The sequence below is a fragment of the Methylobacterium sp. NPDC097929 genome (genome assembly GCF_049543375.1).
GTDB lineage: Bacteria > Pseudomonadota > Alphaproteobacteria > Rhizobiales > Beijerinckiaceae > Methylobacterium.
Genome location: NZ_JBMVEP010000003.1, coordinates 362,706 through 382,528 on the forward strand (window position 1 = coordinate 362,706; position 19,823 = coordinate 382,528).

At 70.8% G+C, this 19,823-nt stretch carries 18 protein-coding genes and 1 riboswitch; of the genes, 13 read left to right on the forward strand and 5 right to left on the reverse strand.

Translation table 11 applies throughout. The features are described 5' to 3' along the window. Nucleotides 1-3: 3 nt before the first annotated feature. A riboswitch (TPP riboswitch) is annotated at nucleotides 4-109 on the reverse strand. 280 nt (nucleotides 110-389) lie between these two features. The 3 genes from ACPCJR_RS11840 to ACPCJR_RS11850 all read left to right on the forward strand — a co-directional run bounded on the left by ACPCJR_RS11840 (nucleotide 390) and on the right by ACPCJR_RS11850 (nucleotide 3,753). After that, on the forward strand, nucleotides 390-650 hold the full coding sequence (locus tag ACPCJR_RS11840; RefSeq protein ID WP_391512124.1) for a hypothetical protein: 261 nt from the start codon (nucleotides 390-392) through the stop codon (nucleotides 648-650). 166 nt (nucleotides 651-816) lie between these two features. After that, nucleotides 817-3,501: a TIGR02302 family protein gene (locus ACPCJR_RS11845; RefSeq protein WP_391512123.1), complete on the forward strand. Its 2,685-nt coding sequence runs from the start codon at nucleotides 817-819 to the stop codon at nucleotides 3,499-3,501. A gap of 66 nt (nucleotides 3,502-3,567) precedes the next feature. After that, the gene (locus tag ACPCJR_RS11850) at nucleotides 3,568-3,753 is read left to right on the forward strand and encodes a twin transmembrane helix small protein (RefSeq protein WP_391512122.1); all 186 of its coding nucleotides are present in this window, start codon (nucleotides 3,568-3,570) and stop codon (nucleotides 3,751-3,753) included. Nucleotides 3,754-3,780: 27 nt separating this feature from the next. On the opposite strand, the gene ACPCJR_RS11855 is transcribed toward ACPCJR_RS11850, so the two are convergent. Next, the gene (locus ACPCJR_RS11855) at nucleotides 3,781-4,284 is read right to left on the reverse strand and encodes a lipocalin-like domain-containing protein (protein WP_391512121.1); all 504 of its coding nucleotides are present in this window, start codon (nucleotides 4,282-4,284) and stop codon (nucleotides 3,781-3,783) included. 282 nt (nucleotides 4,285-4,566) lie between these two features. Here ACPCJR_RS11855 and ACPCJR_RS11860 point away from each other — a divergent pair, with 282 nt between their 5' ends. The 6 genes from ACPCJR_RS11860 to ACPCJR_RS11885 all read left to right on the forward strand — a co-directional run bounded on the left by ACPCJR_RS11860 (nucleotide 4,567) and on the right by ACPCJR_RS11885 (nucleotide 9,653). Next, nucleotides 4,567-5,205: an acyloxyacyl hydrolase gene (locus ACPCJR_RS11860; RefSeq protein ID WP_391512120.1), complete on the forward strand. Its 639-nt coding sequence runs from the start codon at nucleotides 4,567-4,569 to the stop codon at nucleotides 5,203-5,205. Between the two features lie 191 nt (nucleotides 5,206-5,396). Beyond that, a complete protein-coding gene (locus ACPCJR_RS11865; RefSeq protein ID WP_110350420.1) occupies nucleotides 5,397-5,969 on the forward strand; it encodes a cob(I)yrinic acid a,c-diamide adenosyltransferase in 573 nt (190 codons plus the stop codon). A gap of 160 nt (nucleotides 5,970-6,129) precedes the next feature. After that, nucleotides 6,130-6,879 (forward strand): electron transfer flavoprotein subunit beta/FixA family protein, encoded by a 750-nt coding sequence (locus ACPCJR_RS11870; protein WP_391512119.1) that lies wholly within the window; start codon nucleotides 6,130-6,132, stop codon nucleotides 6,877-6,879. 66 nt (nucleotides 6,880-6,945) lie between these two features. Then, on the forward strand, nucleotides 6,946-7,899 hold the full coding sequence (locus ACPCJR_RS11875) for an electron transfer flavoprotein subunit alpha/FixB family protein (RefSeq protein ID WP_391512118.1): 954 nt from the start codon (nucleotides 6,946-6,948) through the stop codon (nucleotides 7,897-7,899). 180 nt (nucleotides 7,900-8,079) lie between these two features. Further along, complete coding sequence (locus tag ACPCJR_RS11880; RefSeq protein WP_391512117.1) at nucleotides 8,080-8,961, forward strand: 3-hydroxybutyryl-CoA dehydrogenase; 882 nt, start codon at nucleotides 8,080-8,082, stop codon at nucleotides 8,959-8,961. A 155-nt stretch (nucleotides 8,962-9,116) separates the two neighbouring features. Further along, nucleotides 9,117-9,653, forward strand: coding sequence for a hypothetical protein (locus ACPCJR_RS11885; protein ID WP_391512370.1), 537 nt, complete (start codon nucleotides 9,117-9,119; stop codon nucleotides 9,651-9,653). On the opposite strand, the gene ACPCJR_RS11890 is transcribed toward ACPCJR_RS11885, so the two are convergent. The 4 genes from ACPCJR_RS11890 to ACPCJR_RS11905 form a co-directional block, all read right to left on the reverse strand. Next, the gene (locus ACPCJR_RS11890; protein WP_391512116.1) at nucleotides 9,635-10,273 is read right to left on the reverse strand and encodes a sarcosine oxidase subunit gamma; all 639 of its coding nucleotides are present in this window, start codon (nucleotides 10,271-10,273) and stop codon (nucleotides 9,635-9,637) included. The genes ACPCJR_RS11885 and ACPCJR_RS11890 overlap by 19 nt on opposite strands. Next, a complete protein-coding gene (locus ACPCJR_RS11895; RefSeq protein ID WP_391512115.1) occupies nucleotides 10,266-13,262 on the reverse strand; it encodes a sarcosine oxidase subunit alpha family protein in 2,997 nt (998 codons plus the stop codon). The genes ACPCJR_RS11890 and ACPCJR_RS11895 overlap by 8 nt, the downstream gene beginning before the upstream one ends. Before the next feature lie 193 nt (nucleotides 13,263-13,455). After that, the gene (locus ACPCJR_RS11900; protein WP_391512114.1) at nucleotides 13,456-13,758 is read right to left on the reverse strand and encodes a sarcosine oxidase subunit delta; all 303 of its coding nucleotides are present in this window, start codon (nucleotides 13,756-13,758) and stop codon (nucleotides 13,456-13,458) included. A gap of 179 nt (nucleotides 13,759-13,937) precedes the next feature. Then, a complete protein-coding gene (locus ACPCJR_RS11905; RefSeq protein WP_391512113.1) occupies nucleotides 13,938-15,188 on the reverse strand; it encodes a sarcosine oxidase subunit beta family protein in 1,251 nt (416 codons plus the stop codon). A gap of 200 nt (nucleotides 15,189-15,388) precedes the next feature. On the opposite strand from ACPCJR_RS11905, the gene ACPCJR_RS11910 reads away from it, so the two are divergent. The 4 genes from ACPCJR_RS11910 to ACPCJR_RS11925 all read left to right on the forward strand — a co-directional run bounded on the left by ACPCJR_RS11910 (nucleotide 15,389) and on the right by ACPCJR_RS11925 (nucleotide 19,765). Further along, nucleotides 15,389-16,387 carry a GlxA family transcriptional regulator gene (locus ACPCJR_RS11910; protein WP_391512112.1) on the forward strand — a complete coding sequence of 333 codons (999 nt, stop codon included), beginning with the start codon at nucleotides 15,389-15,391 and terminating at the stop codon, nucleotides 16,385-16,387. A 410-nt stretch (nucleotides 16,388-16,797) separates the two neighbouring features. Continuing rightward, nucleotides 16,798-17,730 carry a class II glutamine amidotransferase gene (locus tag ACPCJR_RS11915; RefSeq protein ID WP_391512111.1) on the forward strand — a complete coding sequence of 311 codons (933 nt, stop codon included), beginning with the start codon at nucleotides 16,798-16,800 and terminating at the stop codon, nucleotides 17,728-17,730. Then, nucleotides 17,730-18,419, forward strand: coding sequence for a protein glxC (locus ACPCJR_RS11920; RefSeq protein ID WP_391512110.1), 690 nt, complete (start codon nucleotides 17,730-17,732; stop codon nucleotides 18,417-18,419). Before ACPCJR_RS11915 ends, ACPCJR_RS11920 begins: the two co-directional genes overlap by 1 nt. After that, on the forward strand, nucleotides 18,419-19,765 hold the full coding sequence (locus tag ACPCJR_RS11925) for an FMN-binding glutamate synthase family protein (protein ID WP_391512109.1): 1,347 nt from the start codon (nucleotides 18,419-18,421) through the stop codon (nucleotides 19,763-19,765). Before ACPCJR_RS11920 ends, ACPCJR_RS11925 begins: the two co-directional genes overlap by 1 nt. Nucleotides 19,766-19,823 lie beyond the last annotated feature (58 nt).

Sequence of the window (19,823 nt, forward strand, 5' to 3'; positions counted from 1 at the left end):
GATGAGGCCGCTGGTTCCCGTCCCTCCGCCGGTACGAGCCGGATCAGGTTCAAGGGTCAGGGCGTCGCCCACTCTCAGCCCCCTTGACGGGGCCCCCCTCGGAACGATTCCAACCTCTGCCTCGGGGCCGGTCTTGTCAATGCACGACCGAAAACCGGCCGATTCGGAGAAGGCTGTTTTCGTTTCGGAACGATCCGGCTGTCAGCGGGACGGCGCGGTGCGAAACCAGCCGGCAAAGCTTGACGGTTTGCGCCGTATCCGAGACAGGGGCTCGACGAAAAACTCACCAATTGCCGCGACAAGGGCCTTCGGGCCGCCGCGGAGGCGGCTTGGGTGTGGATGACGCCCCGGCCGCGGGTGGTCATGCGCACGCCTTTTCGCGACACCAGATGGCGATGAGCACGATCATCCCTTTCCGCCGACCCGCCCCTCCGGCGCCGACCCGCACCGGCTGCGACGTGGCGGCCGTGGCGAGCGACCTCCTGGTCGTGCTGGACCAGCTCGAAGGGCTGGTGGCGCGGGCCGCACACATGGACCGGCCGCGGATCGAGGTGGAGCGCAGCGTGCAGAACCTGCTCGACGCGATCAACGCCGTGGAGCGCGCCTCGGATTGCCTGGGCGAGGGCAACAGCGTCTCCGAGCCCGCCTGAGGCGGCGCCCCGACCTCGGCCTGGCGCGCCGTCGAGCCGAGCGTGTTCCGATCAAGCGCGGCTGGGCGGATTTGACCCGGCGGAGCCTGCCGGCCACCATGCTAGCTTCCTCATTCGTGCGCGGGGCTCGTCTGCCCGGCGCCCGCGGGAGCCGCGACCGGACACGATGAGCGAGGCCGAACGGACGATCCCCGAACGCGACGGGCGGCAGGGCGCGGCAGGCCGCCTCGACCGGCTCGTGGCGCAGGCGCGGGCCGCGGGCCTGTGGGAGCGGGTGTGGCCGGTTCTCTGGCGGGGCCTCGGCGTCGGGCTCGCCTTCCTCGCCGTGTCCTGGCTCGGCCTGTGGCTCGATCTTCCGCCGCTCTGGCGCATGGCCGGGCTCGGCCTGTTCGCGATCCTTCTCGTCCTGGCGCTTTTGCCCGCCCTGCGCCTCAAGCGCCTCAGCCGCCGCGAGGCCCTGGCCCGGATCGACCGGGAGGCCGCCCGCGCGGGGGGGCTTGCCCACGATCCGGCCTCGGCGATCGAGGACACGCTCGCCGTCGGCCAGACCGATCCGGCCACCCGTGCGCTCTGGGCGCTGCACCAGTCACGGGCCGCGGCCGCCGTCGCCCGGCTGCGGGCCGGGCGCCCGCGCCCCGACATGCCCGGCCACGACCCGCTGGCCCTGCGCGCGGGGCTCCTCGTCGCCGCGCTCGCCGCCCTCTTCGTCGCCGGCCCCGAATGGCGCGGGCGCGTCTCGGCCGCCTTCGACTGGCGCGAGCCGCCCGCCGCCGCGCCGAGCTTCCGCGTCGACGGCTGGATCGACCCGCCGATCTACACCCGCGTGCCGCCGCTGATCGTCGCGATGTCCGGCAATGCCGCGGACCCGGTGCAGCGCCTGCGCGCGCCGGTCAATTCTACGCTGATCGTGCGCATCGCCGGCCAGGGCGAGGCGGCGCTGACGCCGAATGCCGCCCTGGTGCCGGTGGCCAAGGACGAATCCGCCCCTTCGCGCGCCGCACCCGCGCCGCAGGCCTCCGCCGCCCGCGCGACCTTACGGGAGGAGCGCTTCCGGCTTGTCGGCGGTACGGCCGAACTCGGCATCGCCGCCTCGGGCTCCGAGCCGCAGCGCCTCGTGATCGAGACGATCCCCGACCGGCCCCCGGAGGTGCAGCAGGTCGGCGGCCTCGAAGTGAACGGACGGGGCACCTTCAACCTCACCTACCGCGCCAAGGACGATTACGGCATCGCCGCCGCCGAGGGGCTGGTGGAGCCGCTGAAGGCCGGCCGCTCCCTCGTGCCGGTGCCCAAGATCGGGCTGGCGCTGCCCGCCGACGCGCTCGGCGAGACCGACACCAAGACGCTCGTCGACCTCACCGACAATCCCTGGTCCGGCGCCCGGGTGAAACTGACCCTGGTGGTCCGCGACGAGGCCGGCCAGGAGGGCCGCACGCAGCCCGCCGAGATCGTGCTGCCGGCGCGCGTCTTCACGCAGCCGCTCGCCCGGGCGCTCGCCGAGGAGCGCCGCCGCCTCGTCACCGCCCCCGACGCGGATCGCCCCCGCGTCCAGACGGCGCTCGACGCCCTGCGCATCGCCCCCGAGCGCTTCACGCCGCAGCCCGCGATCTTCCTCGGGCTCACCACCGCGGCCAACCGCCTGCGCGCGGCCAAGACCGACGCGGATCTGACCGGCGTCGCCGACCTGCTGTGGGAGATGGCTCTCAAGATCGAGGACGGCGACCTCTCGGATGCCGAGAAGGCCCTGCGCGCGGCCCAGGACCGCCTCAAGGAGGCGATCGAGCGCAACGCGCCGGACGAGGAGGTGAAGAAGCTCACCGAGGACCTGAAGCAGGCCCTCGACAAGTTCATGAAGGAATTCGCCCAGCGCCAGAAGCCGCAGAACCGCCAGCAGCAATCCGAGCGGCAACAGCAGCAGAAGGGCGGCCAGACCGTCACGCCGGACGATCTGGAGAAGATGATCAAGGACATGCAGGAGGCGATGCAGCGCGGCGACACGGCCGAGGCCCAGCGCCTGCTCGAACAGCTGCGCAATGTGCTCGAAAACCTCCAGAGCGCCGAGAACGGCCAGAAGTCCGACGGCGGCATGGCCGAGATGAACCGCCAGCTCGACGACCTCGACCGCATGTCCCGCGAGCAGCAGGACCTGCGCGACGAGACCTACAAGGAGGGTCAGCAGGGACAGCGGCCCGGCCCGCGCCAGCGGCAGCAGAACGGCCAGCAGCAGGGGCAGCAAGGCCAGCGTGGGCAGCAGCCGGGCCAGCGCGGCCAGGGTGAGGAAGGCCAGCAGGGTCAGCAGGGCCGGGGCCAGCAGGGACAACAAGGTCAGGGCCAGGGCCAGCGCGGGCAGCAGGGCCAGAGCATGGGCCAGCGCCAGCAGGGCCTGCGCGAGCAGCTCCAGGATCTCAAGGAGCGCATGAAGCAGCAGGGCCTCCAGGGCGAGGAAGGGCTCGCCGACGCCGAGGGCGCCATGCGCGAGGCCGAGGAGGCGCTGGGCCAGGGTCGCAACGGCGATGCGGTCGATGCCCAGGGGCGGGCCCTGGACGGGCTCAAGCGCGGCGCCGAGGGCCTGCAGCAGCAGATGCAGCAGATGGCCGAAGGCGAGGGCCAGGGCCAGCAGGAGGGCCAGTCGCCGGGCCAGCAGGGCCGCTCGGGCGCCTCCGACGACGATCCGCTCGGCCGCCCGACGCGGGGGCGCGACCTCTCGAACGGCAACGTGCGCGTGCCCAACGCCGACGAATCCGCCGTGCAGCGCGCCCGCCGGATCATGGAGGAGTTGCGGCGCAAGCTCGGCGACCCCTCGCGTCCGCAGGAGGAACTCGACTATTTCGAGCGCCTGCTGCGCCGGAACTGACGCCCCGAAGACCCACCGCTCGGGCCGCGCTCGCGTGAGCGCGGCCCCTCACGAGATCAACGACCCATGTCCGCCAACCAGCTCGCCCTCCTCGCCTGCCTCGCCGTGGCCGTGGTGCTGCTCCTCGGCCTCGTCAACATGATGCGGGGCGGCAGCGCCAACCTCTCGCAGAAGCTGATGCGCCTGCGCGTGCTCCTGCAATTCGTCGCGATCATCGTCATCATGGGCGTGGTCTGGTGGCGGGCGGCCTGACCGCTCCGCCCGGGCCGGCGCGGCCGCTCACTCCTTCGTGCGCTCGAAGGTGACGATGCTGCGGGTCTCGCCCCGGTCGGCCCAGTTGGGCATGACCCGCCAGGGCGTCAGCACCCGCAGGCGCGCGCCGTCGAGGGTGAAGGAGCGGGTCTGCTCCGTCCCGACCCATTTCGGGTCCCAGGCCACGTCGACCGCCGTCGTCCACTTGTCCCCGTCGAGCCGGTAGCGGCCGCTGTAGGAGACGAGGGTCTGCAACAGGGCGGCGCGCTGCGCGTCGGTCTCGGCCGGCTTGCGGCCCTCGCCGGTGAGGATGAAGAAGACCCGCTTCTCCGGCGTGAACAGGACGTAGCCGGTCGGCCGGTCGCCCATCGCCGGCAGCTTCGTGCCGTCGGCGCGCGCCTCCACCTCGTACGAGACCAGCTTCCAGAGCCCGACCACGCGGGCCTCGTCGTCGGCCCGGGCCAGTCCCGGCACCAGGCCGGCCGCCAGAGCCAACCCCGCCTGCAGCCCCATTCCCATCGTCGTTCGCATCGTTTCCCCCGGATCGAGAAGCCCCCGCCGAAGGGGTGTATCGGCAACGCGGACGTCGCTCGGAGGATGCGCCATCGACGCATCCCCACCGGGGAGCCTGCCGTCGGCCTCCGATCCTCGGCGGGAGCCTCCCGCTTCGTTCCGGATCGCCGACGAAGCCCGCCGGGTGTGGCGTCGGCGCCCCACCGGCCGAGCAAAAGCACGGGCGCCGGATGAATCCACGGGCTGCGGCCCCGAGTGCGTGATAATCGAGGCGGGTTGAAACGGACGGATCGACCGCCGATGAAGTCACCCATTGCCCGGATTCTCCTCGGCGCCCTCGTCGCCTCGGCCGTCACGACCACGCAGGCCGCCGATCTCGGCGCCGCCCGGGCTCCCGCGCCGCCGCCCTACTTCGCCCCCGTCCAGCCCTACTCGATCGTCTCCGAGGTCCGCATCGGCGGCTCGGTTCAGGATCCGGGCAGTGCCGAGGGCAAGCTTCCGGGCTTCAGCACCGCGAACGTCAACGGCGAAATCCTGTTCGCCAAGCCGCTGGTGACCACCGATCCGTTCTGGCAGGCCTTCGTGCCGCGTCCCACCGTGGGCGGCAGCTACAACACCGGCGGCCGCACCAGCTACGCCTATATCGGCGCGACCTGGACGGTGGACCTCTTCCCCGAGACGCTCGACCGGCGCGTCTTCCTCGAAGGCTTCTTCGGCGGCGCGGCCCATAACGGCTATACCGGCCTGAAGGCGAACGCGCCCTACGGCTTCAATGCGCTGGGCTGCAATCCGCTGTTCCGCGAGGCGGCGGCGCTGGGCTTCCGCATCAACGCCCAGTGGAGCGTGATGGCCACCGTCGAGCACATGTCGAATGCCGGCCTGTGCGGCGACAACCGCGGCCTGACCAATTTCGGCGGAAAGCTCGGCTACACGTTCTGATCCGGCGCCGGCCGCTTTTCCGGCTTGCTAAAGACCCGCCGCGCGCGAAACATCGCCCGGCGGGTTTTTCTTTGGCCAGGGCCTGCCCGTCGCGAGGGCCGGCCGGCCCCTGCGGCCCGCGAAAAACAGATAACAATCTCGCGCCCGCAGCGGATGCGGCATCCGGGACGGGAGCGAGAGGAGAGAACGCCGTGGTCAAGCTCAACCGCATCTACACCCGCACCGGCGACAAGGGCACGACCGGACTCGCCAACGGCGAGCGCCGCTCCAAGGCCGATCTGCGGGTGGAGGCCTACGGCACGGTCGACGAGACCAATGCCTGCATCGGGCTCGCCCGCCTGCAGGCCGAACCCGCCCTCGACGCAATGCTGGCGCGCATCCAGAACGACCTGTTCGATCTCGGCGCGGATCTCGCCACGCCCCCGAGCGACAAGCCGCTGGGCTACGAGCCTCTGCGGATCGTGCCCGCCCAGGTCCAGCGCCTGGAGGCGGAGATCGATGCGCTGAACGCCGAGATTCCGCCGCTCACCTCCTTCGTGCTGCCCGGCGGCTCGCCCACGGCGGCCGCGCTCCACCTCGCCCGCACCGTCTGCCGCCGGGCCGAGCGGCTGGTCGTGTCGCTGTCGGGCATCGAGAGCGAGGCGATCTCGGGCGAAGCCCTGCAATACCTCAACCGGCTGTCCGATTTCCTGTTCGTGGCCTCCCGCGCGGCCAACCGGAACGGCGCCGACGACGTGCTCTGGGTGCCCGGCCAGAACCGCTGACAGTCAACCCTACCCTACCGAGAAGGCGCGTTGACAAGCGGGAAATCGCCTCGTTACGGTCCCGCCGCCCTGACAATCACATCGAGTTCCGTCGAGCGGATCCTGAAGCCGTCCTTGAAGTGACGCCGGGACTGTGTCGGCGCGGAGGAAAGCGACAGTCATGAAGGTTCTGGTGCCCGTCAAGCGGGTGGTCGACTACAACGTGAAGATCCGCGTCAAGGCCGACGGGTCGGGCGTGGAACTCGCCAACGTCAAGATGTCGATGAACCCCTTCGACGAGATCGCCGTCGAGGAGGCGATCCGCCTGAAGGAGAAGGGCACGGTCTCGGAGATCGTCGCGGTCTCGATCGGGCCGCAGCAGGCCCAGGAGACGCTGCGCACCGCGCTCGCCATGGGCGCCGACCGGGCGATCCTGATCAAGACCGACGTGAATTGCGAGCCCCTGGCGGTCGCCAAGATCCTCAAGGCGATCGTCGAGAAGGAAAGCCCGAACCTCGTCATCCTCGGCAAGCAGGCCATCGACGACGATTCCAACCAGACCGGCCAGATGCTCGCCGCCCTGCTCGGCTGGCCGCAGGGCACCTTCGCCTTCAAGCTTGAATTCGGCGAGGGCGCGGTCGACGTGACCCGCGAGGTCGATGGCGGGCTCCAGACCGTCTCGCTCAAGCTGCCGGCCATCGTCACGACGGACCTGCGCCTCAACGAGCCGCGCTACGCCAGCCTGCCCAACATCATGAAGGCGAAGAAGAAGCCGCTGGAGGAGCTGGCCCCCGACGCGCTCGGCGTCGACGTCACGCCCAAGCTCACCGTGCTCAAGGTGTCCGAGCCTCCGGGCCGCTCGGCGGGCGTGAAGGTCGGCTCCGCGGCCGAACTCGTGCAGAAGCTCAAGGTCGAAGCCGGCGTACTCTGACCCCCTCAGGCGCCGCTCCCGGAACCGGTCGAGCGGCGCCTCCCTCCCTCATCTGAGAGATCGTTCATGACCACGCTCCTCTACGTCGAGCACGCCAACGGACAGATCAAGGACGGCACGCTCAAGGCGCTCACCGCGGCCAAGGAAATGGGCGCTCCGATCCACGCGCTCGTGCTGGGCTCCGGCTCGAAGGCGGCGGCCGAGGCCGCGGGCCGTCTCGACGGCGTCGAGAAGGTGCTGAGCAGCGAGGAGGCGGTCTACGATCACGACCTCGCCGAGCCGAGCGCAGCGCTGATCGCCTCGATCGCCGAGCCCTACGACGCGATCGTGGCCGCCGCCACGACCACGGGCAAGAACACGCTGCCGCGCGTGGCCGCGCTCCTCGACGTCGCGCAGATCTCCGACATCATCAAGGTCGTTGCGCCCGACACCTTCGAGCGGCCGATCTACGCCGGCAACGCGATCCAGACCGTGCAGGCGGGTGCGGGCAAGCGGGTCATCACCGTGCGCACCGCCGCCTTCAAGCCCGCGGAAGAGGGCGGCGCGGCGGCACCCGTCGAGGCACTCTCGGCCGCGGCACCCGACGCGCTGGGTGCTGCCTACAAATCGGAAGAAATCGCCAAGTCCGACCGGCCGGAGCTCGCCTCGGCCAAGTTCATCGTCTCCGGCGGTCGCTCGCTGGGCTCGGCGGACAAGTTCAAGGAGTTGATCGAGCCGCTGGCCGACGCGCTCGGCGCGGCGGTGGGCGCTTCGCGCGCGGCGGTGGATGCGGGCTACGCCCCCAACGACTGGCAGGTGGGCCAGACCGGCAAGGTGGTGGCGCCCGACCTCTACGTGGCGGTCGGCATCTCCGGCGCGATCCAGCACCTGGCCGGCATGAAGGACTCGAAGGTCATCGTCGCCGTCAACAAGGACGAGGACGCGCCGATCTTCCAGGTGGCGGATTACGGCCTCGTCGGCGACCTGTTCCAGGTGGTGCCGGAACTCCAGGCCGAGATCGCCAAGGCCAAGGACCGGTAGCGGACCGCCGAATGCGGGGGCGGGCTCGTCGCCCGGCCCCACAGCCTGCGGCCGAAGGACCGGACAGGGAGCCGGATGTAGCCGGATCGGATGGGACCGGTTTGACGCATTTGTTGCAGTGCCGCATTCTAGGGGTGCGGGTTGCAGGACGATGCCGCAGCAGTAGGACGTGATTCGGGTATGGGCATCGAGATCAAGACGGTCGGCATCATCGGTGCCGGCCAGATGGGCAGCGGCATCGCGCATGTCTGTGCGGCATCGGGCCTGGACGTTCGGCTGAACGACCGCGACCCCGACCGGATCGACGCCGCGCTTGGGCTGATCGACGCGAACCTCACGCGTCAGGTCCAGAAGGGCACGCTCAGCGACGAGCAGCGCCGCAGCGCCCTGGAGCGGATCGGGGCCGCACGGGGCTTCGACGATCTCGCGCCCTGCGACCTCGTCATCGAGGCGGCGACCGAGGACGAGGCGACCAAGCGCAAGATCTTCCAGAGCCTGTGCCCGTCGCTCAAGCCCGATGCGCTGGTCGCGACCAACACCTCGTCCATCTCGATCACCCGGCTCGCGGCGTCGACCGACCGCCCGGACCGCTTCATCGGCATCCACTTCATGAACCCGGTGCCGCTGATGCAGCTCGTCGAGCTGATCCGCGGCATCGCCACCGAGGACCCGACCTACGAATCGGCCAAGGTCTTCATCGCCAAGCTCGGCAAGACCTCGACCATGTCCGAGGACTTCCCGGCCTTCATCGTCAACCGCATCCTGCTGCCGATGATCAACGAGGCGATCTACACCCTCTACGAGGGCGTAGGCTCGGTGGAGTCGATCGACACGGCGATGCGGCTCGGCGCGAACCACCCGATGGGCCCGCTCCAGCTCGCCGACTTCATCGGCCTCGATACCTGCCTGTCGGTGATGCAGGTGCTCTACGAGGGGCTGGCCGATTCGAAGTACCGGCCCTGCCCGCTCCTGGTGAAATACGTCGAGGCCGGCTGGCTCGGCCGCAAGACCAAGCGCGGCTTCTACGACTATCGCGGCGAGACGCCGGTCCCGACGCGCTGAGGACGGCGCCGCTCATCCCGGCGCATCTCCTTCCCGAGGGCGCGAGGACGGGTCACCTCCGCTGGCGTTCGCGATGGCGGGACCGGCCGTTCGTGCGCGCCTTTGGAAACCGGATGAGGCTGCTCTGCGCAGCGACGTTTCTCACCGTCGCGACCATGGCCGCACCGGCCGGAAGTGCGGCGAGCGAGGTCGCGGCCGAGCGCTATCCGCTGGCCTGCGTCTATTTTCGCCGCGATCTCGACCAGTACGAGCATTGCGCCCGGCGCGAGGACGGGATGGTCCGGGTCGCCCCGGCGCATGTCGCGCGGCTGCGGTTCGAGCGCGGCCTCGCCGAGTTGCGCGTGCCGGGAATCGGCTGTCTCTGGGTGCGCCGCGACGGCCTCGCGCTGCCGGTGTTCCTGCTCGACAACGGGCCGGACCCGTTCGAGCAAGGCCTCGTGCGCAGTTGGCGCAACGGCACGGTCGCCTTCTACGACCGCCGCCTGCGGCTCGTCCTCGCCACGCCCTATGACTGGGCCTTCCCGTTCAATGCGCGCGGCGAGGCGCTGGTCTGCGAGGGCTGCCGCTCGGACGGAAGGCAACCCGCCTCCATGGTCGGCGGGCGCTGGGGCCTGATCGACCGGACGGGACGCCTCATCCTACCGCTGGCCGAGACGGACGCCGCCGACAGGCGCTATTTCGACCGGCGCTGATCCGCGCCCTCCGCGGCCTCGACCGCGTAGCCGAACTCGGCCGACGCGTGCTCCAGCCAGCGCCAGAAGCTGCCGGCGAAGCTGCGAGCGACCGTGAGGTCGTAGGTCGGGCCGGCATCGCGTTGCCAGAACTGCACGCCGATATGGGCGATGCTCGTCACCGCTGCCCGGCCCGGCCCGAACGCGCGCGGATGCAGATCGACCGCGACGCCCTTGGCGAGCATGGCACGCGCCTGCGCGCCCGAGATCCGCACCAGGGCGCGGCTGTCGCTCTGGTCGGTGACGGCAGCGACGCCGCGCAGGGCCTCGGGCAGGTCCCTCAGATCGCGCGGTGACGGCGCCACCGCGAGCCACTGGCCGGGCGCGGACCAGACCAAACCCGTCTCGCCATGGAAGATTGCAGTTCCGGCCTCCGGCAGGGACGGGCCGAACCGGTCCGCGAGAGTGGTTCGTAAGCCGGCTTCCTTTCCCTCGGCCGCGATGACGGTGGCGAGGCCGATCCCCTCGCGCAATTTCAGGCGGATGCCCGCCGGTCCCGCCGCCGCGCCGTGGCGCCCGACCCGCGCGGCCCCTTCCCAGGCGCCGCGCGGCCGCCACAGGCTCGTCATCGCCTCAGACACGCAGCTTCTCCTCCTTGGGGTCCACGAAGACGGCTGAGCAGATCTCGACCTCGATCTCGGCACCGCGCACCGGATCGGTGGCGCGCACCCGCTCACCGTGACGCTCCGGCCCGCGCCGGATCAGGCCGAGGCCGATCCAAGACTTCAGGCTCGGCGAGTAGGCTACCGAGGTCATCACGCCCTCGTCCGCCTCAAGACTCGGCTCCGCGCCGAGGCTCAGGAAATGCGCGCCCGCCCGCAGCCGCGCGCTCGGATCGACGGGGCGGAAGCCGACCAGGACCGGCCGGTCCGGATCGACCAGCGCCGGGCGCTCCTTCATCAGGCGGCCGACATAGTCCTTCTTCCTGGCGAGCATCCCGCCGAGGCCGAGATCGCGCGCGGTGGTCTGACCGTTGATTTCGGCGCCCGCCGCGTGGCCCTTCTCGATGCGCATCACCGAGAGCGCCTCCGAGCCGTAGGCGGTGATGCCGTAGGGCAGGCCGGCTTGCATGATCGCCCGCCACGCGGCGTCGCCGTAGGCGGCCGGCACCGCCAGCTCGTAGGCGAGCTCGCCCGAGAATGAGATACGGAACAGCCGCGCCGGGATGCTGCCGCCGACGGTGACCTCGGTGCAGGCGAGGAAAGGAAACGCCTCGTTCGAGAGGTCGAAGCCGGGATCGACGATGCGGCGCAGGGTGTCGCGGGCGCGGGGTCCGGCGACCGCAACTTGCGCCCATTGCTCGCTCACCGAGGCGAGCTGCACGTCGAGATCCGACCACAACCATTGCCGGCAAAATTCGAGATGCTGCATCACCCGCGCAGCGTTCGCCGTCGAGGCGGTCATGACGTAGTGCGTGTCGCCCAACCGCGCGACGGTGCCGTCATCCATGACGAAGCCGTCCTCGCGCAGCAGCACGGCGTAGCGCGCCTTACCGACGGGCAGCGTCGCGAAGGGGTTGGCGCAGACCCGCTCGATGAAGGCGAGCGCGTCGCGGCCCTGGATGTCGATCTTGCCCAGCGTGGTGACGTCGCAGAGTCCGACGCGGGCGCGCACGGTCTCGACCTCGCGCACCACCGTGTCGAGCCAATCGGTCTCGCCGGCGCGCGGGAAGTAGGCCGGGCGCAGCCACAGACCGGTCTCGACGAAGACGCACCCGTTCTCCTCGGCCCAGGCATGGGACGGGACGTGGCGGGTGGCGCGGAATTCCTTACCGCGGTGATGGCCGGCAAACGCGCCGATCGCGACCGGGGTGAAGGGCGGGCGGAACACCGTGGTGCCGACGCTCGGGATGTCCTTGCCGGTCAGCTCGGCCATGATCGAGAGGCCGGCGAGGTTCGAGGTCTTGCCCTGGTCGGTCGCCATGCCGAGCGTGGTGTAGCGCTTCAAGAGCTCGACCGCGCGGAATCCCTCGCGGTGGGCAAGCTCGACGTCGGAGGCCGCCACGTCGTTCTGGAAATCGACGAAGGCTTTTCCGCGGGGCTTGGGCACGCGCCAGAGCGGGGTGTGGTCCACGCTCTCCGGGTCGGTCTGCGGGGCGGGCTCTGCGGTCGCGGTGAAGCCGCACTCACTCGCGGCCTCGGCGCCGGCCCGGGCGCCGGTCTCCAGACATTCGGCGAGGGTGAAGCGCCCGGCGGCGGCGCCGGCCGCCTGCATGCCGGAAGCGAGGGCGCCCGGCACGAAGGCGTGGATCGCCTCGTCCCAGACCGGCCGGCGCGACAGGTGCGAATCGAGATGCACCACCGGGTTCCAGCCATTGGCCATGGCGAGGCCGTCGCAGGGGATGACTTCCGAGCTGTGATATCTGTCCACGACCTGAATCGCGCTCAAGCCGAGATGACCCTTGGTGCCGGCGACATAGCCGCCCGCCACCACCCGGGCGCCAGCGGCCTCCGCCATCCGCCGCAAGGCGGGGGGAACGGAGGCGCGGGTGTCGATCACCGCCGCCAGCCCGCCGCCCGCGGTCAGGACATCGGCGGCTGTGCGCCAACCGTCGTCGCTCGACGTGAACACGGCGAGGCGGCGCCCCGGCAGCACGCCGTAACGGTTGAGGTAGGTCCGCATCGCACCGGCCAGCATCACGCCGGGGCGGTCGTTGCCCCCAAAAACGTGCGGGCGCTCGATGGCGCCGGCCGCGAGCACCGCCCGCCGCGCCACGATCCGCCACAGCCGCTGGCGCGGGGCGTGAGGGGCCGGCACCGCGCAATGGTCGGAGACGCGCTCGACCGCGCCGTAGGCGCCGTGATCGTAGACGCCGAACAGGGTGGTGCGCGACAGGATGCGCACTTCGGGGAGACTCTCCAGCTCGGCCAGAGCGCGGGCGGCCCAGTCGGCTCCGCTCGCACCGCCGATCTCGCGCCGCTCGGCGAGCAGCCGGCCGCCGGTGGCGAAATCCTCGTCGACCAAGATCACGCGGGCGCCGGAGCGACCGGCGGCGAGCGCCGCCGAGAGCCCGGCCGGGCCGCCGCCGATGACGAGCACGTCGCAATGGGCGTGGGCGTGGTCGTAGGTGTCGGGATCGGGGGCGTCGGCGGCGCGGCCGAGGCCCGCCGCGCGCCGGATCATCGGCTCGTACAGCTTTTCCCAGAAGGCCGCCGGCCACATGAAGGTCTTGTAGTAGAAGCCCGCCGCGAAGACCGGCGAGAGCACCGCGTTGACCGAGAGCGCATCCACGGCGAGGGACGGCCAGCGGTTCTGGCTCGTCGCCTCCAGCCCCTCGTAGAGTTCGGCCATGGTGGCGCGGGTGTTGGGCTCGCGTCGCGCCCCGGAGCGGAGTTCCACCAGCGCGTTCGGCTCCTCCGAGCCGGCCGAGAGGATGCCGCGGGGCCGGTGATACTTGAACGAGCGGCCGACGAGGCGCACGCCGTTGGCAAGCAGCGCCGAGGCCAGCGTATCGCCGTGGCAGCCGGTGAGGCGCCGCCCGTCGAAGGTGAAGTCGCGCGGCCGGCTCCGGTCGATCAGGCCGCCGGTGGCGGTGCGGAAGGGCTGGGCACCTCCGAACCCTCCTCCCAACAGATCTCGGGCTTGCCCGAGATCCGCACTGATCTGCCCAAGTCGGGCAGGCCCGACTTGGGTGGGGGAGGGTGCCCGCGGAGCGGGCGGGTGAGGGGGCGACGTTTCCGGAGAGGTCGCTCCCCTCTCCCGACCCTCGCTGACGCGAGGGCCACCCTCCCCCGCGGAGGGGGGAGGGAAGTTCGGCGTCTTATCAAGCATGGGAAGCGCTCCCGGCGGGCGTGGTGGCGCGGGTCTTGGCAACGTCGCGCGCCGGCTCAACCGCCTCGATGGCGTGGGTGCGGGTGTCGCGGGTCACGACCAGCCAGGAGCGGCAGCCGGCGGCGTGGTACCAGAGTTCGCGGATCGTCCCGGCGGGGTTGTCGCGGAGATAGACGTAGTCGTGCATGGCTTGCGCCGAGGCATCGAGCCCGTCGGGACGCACGGGCGCGGCGTCGCCGAGGTAGCTGAACTCCCCGTTGTCGCGCTCGCCGCAATAGGGGCATCGGATGCGCATGGCGTGTCGTCCGTCCTGAATCGTTTGGTTCCACCCCTCGTCCTCATCCTGAGGTGCCGCGAAGCGGCCTCGAAGGAGAGCTCCAGGGATCGTAGCGGCTGCTGGAGGTCTCCTTCGAGGCCTCCGCTACGCTCCGGCACCTCAGGATGAGGGCGGTGGATGGGAGGCTGCGGTCAGCCTCAATGCAGGTTGGGCTGGGCGCCCATGCCCTTCTCGTCGATGAGATGGCCGGTGGCGAAGCGGTCGAGGCGGTAGGCGCTCGCATCCGCGTGGGGTTCGTCGCGGGCGATCAGGTGGGCAAAGCAGAAGCCGGCGGCGGGTGTGGCCTTGAAGCCGCCGTAGCACCAGCCGGCGTTGAGATAGAGGCCGCCGATGTCGGTGCGGTCGATGATGGGCGAGCCGTCCATCGACATGTCCATGATGCCGCCCCAGTGGCGCAGCAGCCGCAGGCGCCCGATGCCGGGCCAGAGGGCCATGCCGCCCTCCATCACGTCCTCGATGGTGTGGAGGTTGCCGCGGCTCGCATATGAGTTGTAGCCGTCGATGTCGCCGCCGAAGACGAGGCCGCCCTTGTCCGACTGGCTGACGTAAAAGTGGCCGGCCCCGAAGGTCATCACGCCGTCGATCAGCGGCTTCACGCCCTCGCTCACGAAGGCCTGGAGTACGTGGCTCTCGATCGGCAGGCGCATGTCGACCATGCCGGCGAGCAGCGAGGAGGAGCCGGCCACCGACAAAGCCACCTTCCCCGCCCGGATGAAGCCGCGGCTGGTCTCGACGCCGGTGACGCGGCCGTTCTCGCGGCGGATGCCGGTGACGGCACAGTTCTGGACGATGTCGACGCCGCGATCACTCGCCGCGCGGGCATAGCCCCAGGCTACCGCGTCGTGGCGCACGGTGCCGCCGCGGCGCTGGAGCAGGCCGCCCTTCACGGGGAAGCGCGCATTGTCGAAATCGATGAACGGGACCAGCCGGCGCACGCCCTCGCGGTCGAGCAGTTCCGCATCGATGCCGGCGAGCCGCATGGCGTTGCCGCGGCGGGCATAAGCGTCGCGCTGCGCGTCCGAATGGTACAGGTTCAACACGCCGCGCTGGCTGACCATGGCGTTGTAGTTGATGTCCTGCTCCAGCCCCTCCCAGAGCTTCATCGAGCGCTCGTAGAACGGGATGTTGCCGGGCAGGCCGTAGTTCGAGCGCACGATGGTGGTGTTGCGGCCCACATTGCCGGAGCCGATGTGGCTCTTCTCCAGCACGGCGACGTTGGTGAGGCCGTGTTCCTTGGCGAGGTAGTAGGCGGTGGCGAGCCCGTGCCCGCCGCCGCCGACGATGACCACGTCGTAGGCCTCCTGCGGGGCGGCGTCGCGCCATTGCGGGGTCCAGTCCCGCTGGCCGCGCAGGGCCTGCCCCAGGACGCTGAACAGGGAGTAGCGCATGGGGTCAGCCGCTCTTGCCCGAGATGTCCGTGTGGCCCCAGAGGTAGCCGCGATCCCCCGCGGCGGACTTGCATTTCGCGACACGTTTCCGGCACATCGCGCAGAAATACGCGGCTCGTCCTTCGCCTGATCCGAGCGCAGGGCGTATCGCCGGACCCGCGCGACGGCCGCGTCGGCCATCCCGGAGGGATCGATCGGAGATGTCGGACGATCCCCCCGAACCGGGCCACCACGCCCGGCCCCGGCGAAAGCTCCCGCGGGCCGAAGATCCCGCGCCGCGAACGGTCGGCTTCGTGCTGGTGCCGGACTTTCCGCTGATGGCCTACACCGCGGCGGTCGAGCCCCTGCGCGCCGCCAACACCCTGTCGGGCTGCGAACTCTATCGCTGGTGGCACGCCGCGCCGGGCGGCGGCGTGGTGCAGGCCTCGAACGGGCTCGGCATCCTCACCGACGTCGCCGTCGGCGCGCGTGCGCGCGCCGACCGCGTCTTCGTCTGCGCCGGCGGAAACCCGGCCGAGTTCGACGATCCCTCCCTGTTCGCGTGGCTGCGCGGGCTCGCCCGCCACGGGGCGACGCTCGGCGGCATCTCCGGCGGGCCGTATCTTCTCGCCCGCGCCGGTCTGCTCTCGGGGCGCCGTTGCACGCTGCACTGGGAGCACGTCCCGGCCTTCGAGGAGCGCTACCCCGAGATCGAGGTGGTCCGCTCGCTGTTCGAGATCCAGGGCGACCGCATCACCTGCTCCGGCGGCATCGCCGCGCTCGACCTGATGCTCGACCTGATCGGCCGCGACCACGGCGCCGGTCTCGCGGCGGGGGTGAGCGACTGGTTCCTGCACAACCAGATCCGCGAGGGCCTGAGCCCGCAGCGGATGGACCTGCGCCAGCGCTTCGGCGTGCGCGACCCACGGCTGCTGCGGGTGCTCGCGGCGATGGAGGCGAACCTCGAAGCGCCGCTTCCGCGGGAGGCCCTGGCGGAGTTGGCCCGCGTGTCCGTACGGCAGATAGAGCGACTGTTCCGCCAGGGGCTCGGGCACGGTCTCCACCGGCATTACCTGCACCTGCGCCTCGACCGGGCGCACCAGCTCGGCCGGGAGAGCGCGTTGAGCCGCGCCGAAATCGCTGCTGCCACGGGTTTTGCGAGTGCGGACGAGCTGTCGCGGGCCGAGCGGAGACGGCAGCGGCAAGGGGCGGAGGGTTGACGAAGCAGCCTTCCGGCGAACGGGCAATCATTTCGAAGCGGGCGCCCCCTCTCCCCGCCGGGCGGGGAGAGGCCGGCCTGCACCTCGTCGTGCAGGGCGGTAGCGGAGGCGAAGCCGGAGCGATGGTGAGGGGGTGCTTCCGGAGGAGGTTCATTCGGACGAGCCCCCTCACCTTCGGCTGCCGCCTCGCTTCGGCGACGACAGGGTCGCCGAAGCCCTCTCCCCGCGTGCGGGGAGAGGGGATGCTGGTCTATCGACGTGTCGTTTCGTAAGCCAGCGGAGCAGGCGACCGCGCGATCGGCTTTCGCTCACGTAGTTTCATGACAGGAAATTTTCGTGCTTGAAAGTTGACGCGGCGACGCCGCCGTGCGATCCCGTTCGACAGTGATCGAACGGACGGGGCGACGCCGATGTGCGGTATTGTCGGGCTATTCCTCAAGAATCCGAAGCTTGAACCGCAGCTCGGCGCGATGCTCTCCAAGATGCTGGAGACGATGACCGATCGCGGCCCCGACAGCGCGGGCTTCGCGGTCTACGGCTCGGACGGCGCCGCGGATGCCGGCAGCGTCAAGCTGACCCTGCGCGGCCCCGGCCCGGCCGAGTTGCGGGGCGCGGTCGCAGGGCTGGAGCAGGCGCTGGCCCTCTCCGTTGAGACGACGGAGCGCGACACCCACACCGTCCTCGCTATGCCCGCCGAGCGCGAGCAAGAGATCCGCGCATGGCTCACCGCCAACGCCCCCGGCATCGACGTGGTGAGCGCGGGCCGGCGCATGGAGATCTACAAGGAGGTTGGGCTGCCGGCTTCCGTGGCCGAGCGTTTCGCCCTGGAGGGCATGTCCGGCACCCACGGCATCGGCCATACCCGCATGGCCACCGAGAGCGCGGTGACGACCAACGGCGCCCACCCGTTCTCGACGGGCACCGACGAGTGCCTCGTCCATAACGGCTCGCTGTCCAACCACAACGACCTGCGCCGCCGCCTCCGGCACGAGGGCCTGAGCTTCGCCACCCAGAACGACACCGAGGTCGCCGCCGGCTATCTCAGCTGGCGCATGCGCGAGGGCGCCTCGCTGAAGCAGGCGCTCGAATCGAGCCTGACCGATCTCGACGGCTTCTTCACCTTCGTGGTCGGCACCGAGAACGGCTTTGCCGTGGTGCGCGACCCCATCGCCTGCAAGCCCGCCGTGATGGCCGAGACCGACGACTACGTCGCCTTCGGCTCCGAGTACCGGGCGCTGGTCGGCCTGCCCGGGATCGACGCCGCCCGGGTGTTCGAGCCCGAGCCGGCCAAGGTCTACGCGTGGGAACGCGCCAGCCACCACGCCTCCGGGGAGCGCCAGTGATGCCGAGCTTCGACCTGCGATCCGCGCCCCTGCGCGAGTTGAACCGGGCGCTCCACGCCCTGCGGCCCGACACCAACGAGACCCACTGGACCGTCACCGGTCCGGACGGGCGCCACGCCATCGCCGCCGGGCTCGACGCGCCGGTCTCCGTCGAGATCGAGGGCAATGTCGGCTACTATTGCGCCGGCATGAACAAGCTCGCCACCGTGCTCGTCAACGGCAATGCGGGCGTCGGCGTCGCCGAGAACATGATCTCCGGCCTCGTCCACGTGCGGGGCGATGCCAGCCAGTCGGCCGGCGCCACGGCGCATGGCGGCCTGCTCATCATCGACGGCAATGCCGGCGCCCGCTGCGGCATCTCGATGAAGGGCGTCGACATCGTCGTGAAGGGCTCGATCGGCCACATGTCGGCCTTCATGGCCCAGGCCGGCACGCTCACCGTGCTCGGGGATGCCGGCGAGGCGCTCGGCGACTCGCTCTACGAGGCCAAGCTCTACGTGCGCGGCTCGGTGAAGAGTCTGGGCGCCGACTGCATCGAGAAGCCCATGCGCGACGAGCATCGCGCCGAACTCGCCGAGAAGCTGAAGGCAGCGGGCCTCTTCGGTGAGGTCGGCGTCGAAGAATTCCGACGCTACGGCTCGGCCCGCACCCTCTACCACTTCCACGTCGACAACGCCGGAGCCTACTGATGACGGATCACCGCCAGCCTCCGCGCACCAAGCCACGCCTGTCGGCAACCTTCACCCCCGACGTGATGTCCGAGATCCGCCGCGCGGCGGCGACCGGCATCTACGACATCCGCGGCGCCGGGGCGAAGCGCGCCCTGCCGCATTTCGACGACCTCCTGTTCCTCGGCGCCTCGATCAGCCGCTACCCGCTGGAGGGCTACCGCGAGCGCTGCGGCACCGAGGTGGTGCTGGGCGCGCGCTTCGCCTCGAAGCCGATCCACCTGAAGACGCCGGTCACCATCGCCGGCATGAGCTTCGGCTCGCTCTCGGCCAACGCCAAGGAGGCCCTCGGGCGCGGCGCCACCATCGCCGGCACCTCCACCACCACGGGCGACGGCGGCATGACGCCGGAGGAGCGCGGCCACTCCAAGACCCTGGTCTATCAGTACCTGCCCTCCCGCTACGGCATGAACCCGGACGACCTGCGCAAGGCCGACGCCATCGAGGTGGTGATCGGCCAGGGCGCCAAGCCCGGCGGCGGCGGCATGCTGCTCGGCCAGAAGATCACCGAGCGCGTCGCCGGCATGCGCTGCCTGCCGCCCGGCGTCGATCAGCGCTCCGCCTGCCGCCACCCGGACTGGACCGGGCCGGACGACCTCGCGATCAAGATCGAGGAGCTGCGCGAGATCACCGACTGGGAGAAGCCGATCTACGTCAAGGTCGGGGCCTCGCGCCCCTACTACGACACCGCGCTGGCGGCCAAGTCCGGCGCCGACGTGGTCGTGCTCGACGGCATGCAGGGCGGCACCGCCGCGACGCAGGACGTGTTCATCGAGCATGTCGGCATCCCGACGCTGGCCGCGATCCGCCCCGCCGTGCAGGCACTTCAGGATCTGGGGCTCCACCGCAAGGTGCAGCTCATCGTCTCCGGCGGTATCCGCTCCGGCGCCGATGTCGCCAAGGTGCTGGCGCTCGGCGCCGACGCGGTCGCCATCGGCACCGCCGCCCTGATCGCGCTCGGCGACAACGATCCCCGCTGGCAGGCCGAGTACGAGGCGCTCGGCACCACGGCCGGCGCCTACGACGACTGGCACGAGGGGCGCGACCCCGCCGGCATCACCACGCAGGACCCGGAACTCGCCAAGCGCCTCGATCCGGAACTCGCGGGCCGCCGGCTCGCCAACTACCTCGCGGTGATGACCCTGGAGGCCCAGACCATCGCCCGGGCCTGCGGCAAGAGCCACCTGCACAACCTCGAACCCGAGGATCTGGTGGCGCTCACCATCGAGGCCGCGGCCATGGCCCAGGTGCCGCTCGCCGGCACCGGCTGGATCCCCGGCAAGAACCCCACGATGTCCGGCATCTGACGTGCGAGGGCCGACCCCGACAGCTTCAGGGCGGCCCTTTTTCTTGGGTGGGATTTTT

Bases quoted from the DNA above. Each gene is read 5' to 3' on its own strand.
- ACPCJR_RS11875 (WP_391512118.1), top strand. From the start codon at position 6,946: ATGACCACGCTCCTCTACGTCGAGCACGCCAACGGACAGATCAAGGAC.
- ACPCJR_RS11885 (WP_391512370.1), top strand. From the start codon at position 9,117: ATGGCCGCACCGGCCGGAAGTGCGGCGAGCGAGGTCGCGGCCGAGCGC.
- ACPCJR_RS11840 (WP_391512124.1), top strand. From the start codon at position 390: ATGGCGATGAGCACGATCATCCCTTTCCGCCGACCCGCCCCTCCGGCG.
- ACPCJR_RS11845 (WP_391512123.1), top strand. From the start codon at position 817: ATGAGCGAGGCCGAACGGACGATCCCCGAACGCGACGGGCGGCAGGGC.
- ACPCJR_RS11860 (WP_391512120.1), top strand. From the start codon at position 4,567: ATGAAGTCACCCATTGCCCGGATTCTCCTCGGCGCCCTCGTCGCCTCG.
- ACPCJR_RS11905 (WP_391512113.1), bottom strand. From the start codon at position 15,188: ATGCGCTACTCCCTGTTCAGCGTCCTGGGGCAGGCCCTGCGCGGCCAG.
- ACPCJR_RS11920 (WP_391512110.1), top strand. From the start codon at position 17,730: ATGCCGAGCTTCGACCTGCGATCCGCGCCCCTGCGCGAGTTGAACCGG.
- ACPCJR_RS11915 (WP_391512111.1), top strand. From the start codon at position 16,798: ATGTGCGGTATTGTCGGGCTATTCCTCAAGAATCCGAAGCTTGAACCG.
- ACPCJR_RS11850 (WP_391512122.1), top strand. From the start codon at position 3,568: ATGTCCGCCAACCAGCTCGCCCTCCTCGCCTGCCTCGCCGTGGCCGTG.
- ACPCJR_RS11910 (WP_391512112.1), top strand. From the start codon at position 15,389: ATGTCGGACGATCCCCCCGAACCGGGCCACCACGCCCGGCCCCGGCGA.
- ACPCJR_RS11925 (WP_391512109.1), top strand. From the start codon at position 18,419: ATGACGGATCACCGCCAGCCTCCGCGCACCAAGCCACGCCTGTCGGCA.
- ACPCJR_RS11880 (WP_391512117.1), top strand. From the start codon at position 8,080: ATGGGCATCGAGATCAAGACGGTCGGCATCATCGGTGCCGGCCAGATG.
- ACPCJR_RS11900 (WP_391512114.1), bottom strand. From the start codon at position 13,758: ATGCGCATCCGATGCCCCTATTGCGGCGAGCGCGACAACGGGGAGTTC.
- ACPCJR_RS11870 (WP_391512119.1), top strand. From the start codon at position 6,130: ATGAAGGTTCTGGTGCCCGTCAAGCGGGTGGTCGACTACAACGTGAAG.
- ACPCJR_RS11855 (WP_391512121.1), bottom strand. From the start codon at position 4,284: ATGCGAACGACGATGGGAATGGGGCTGCAGGCGGGGTTGGCTCTGGCG.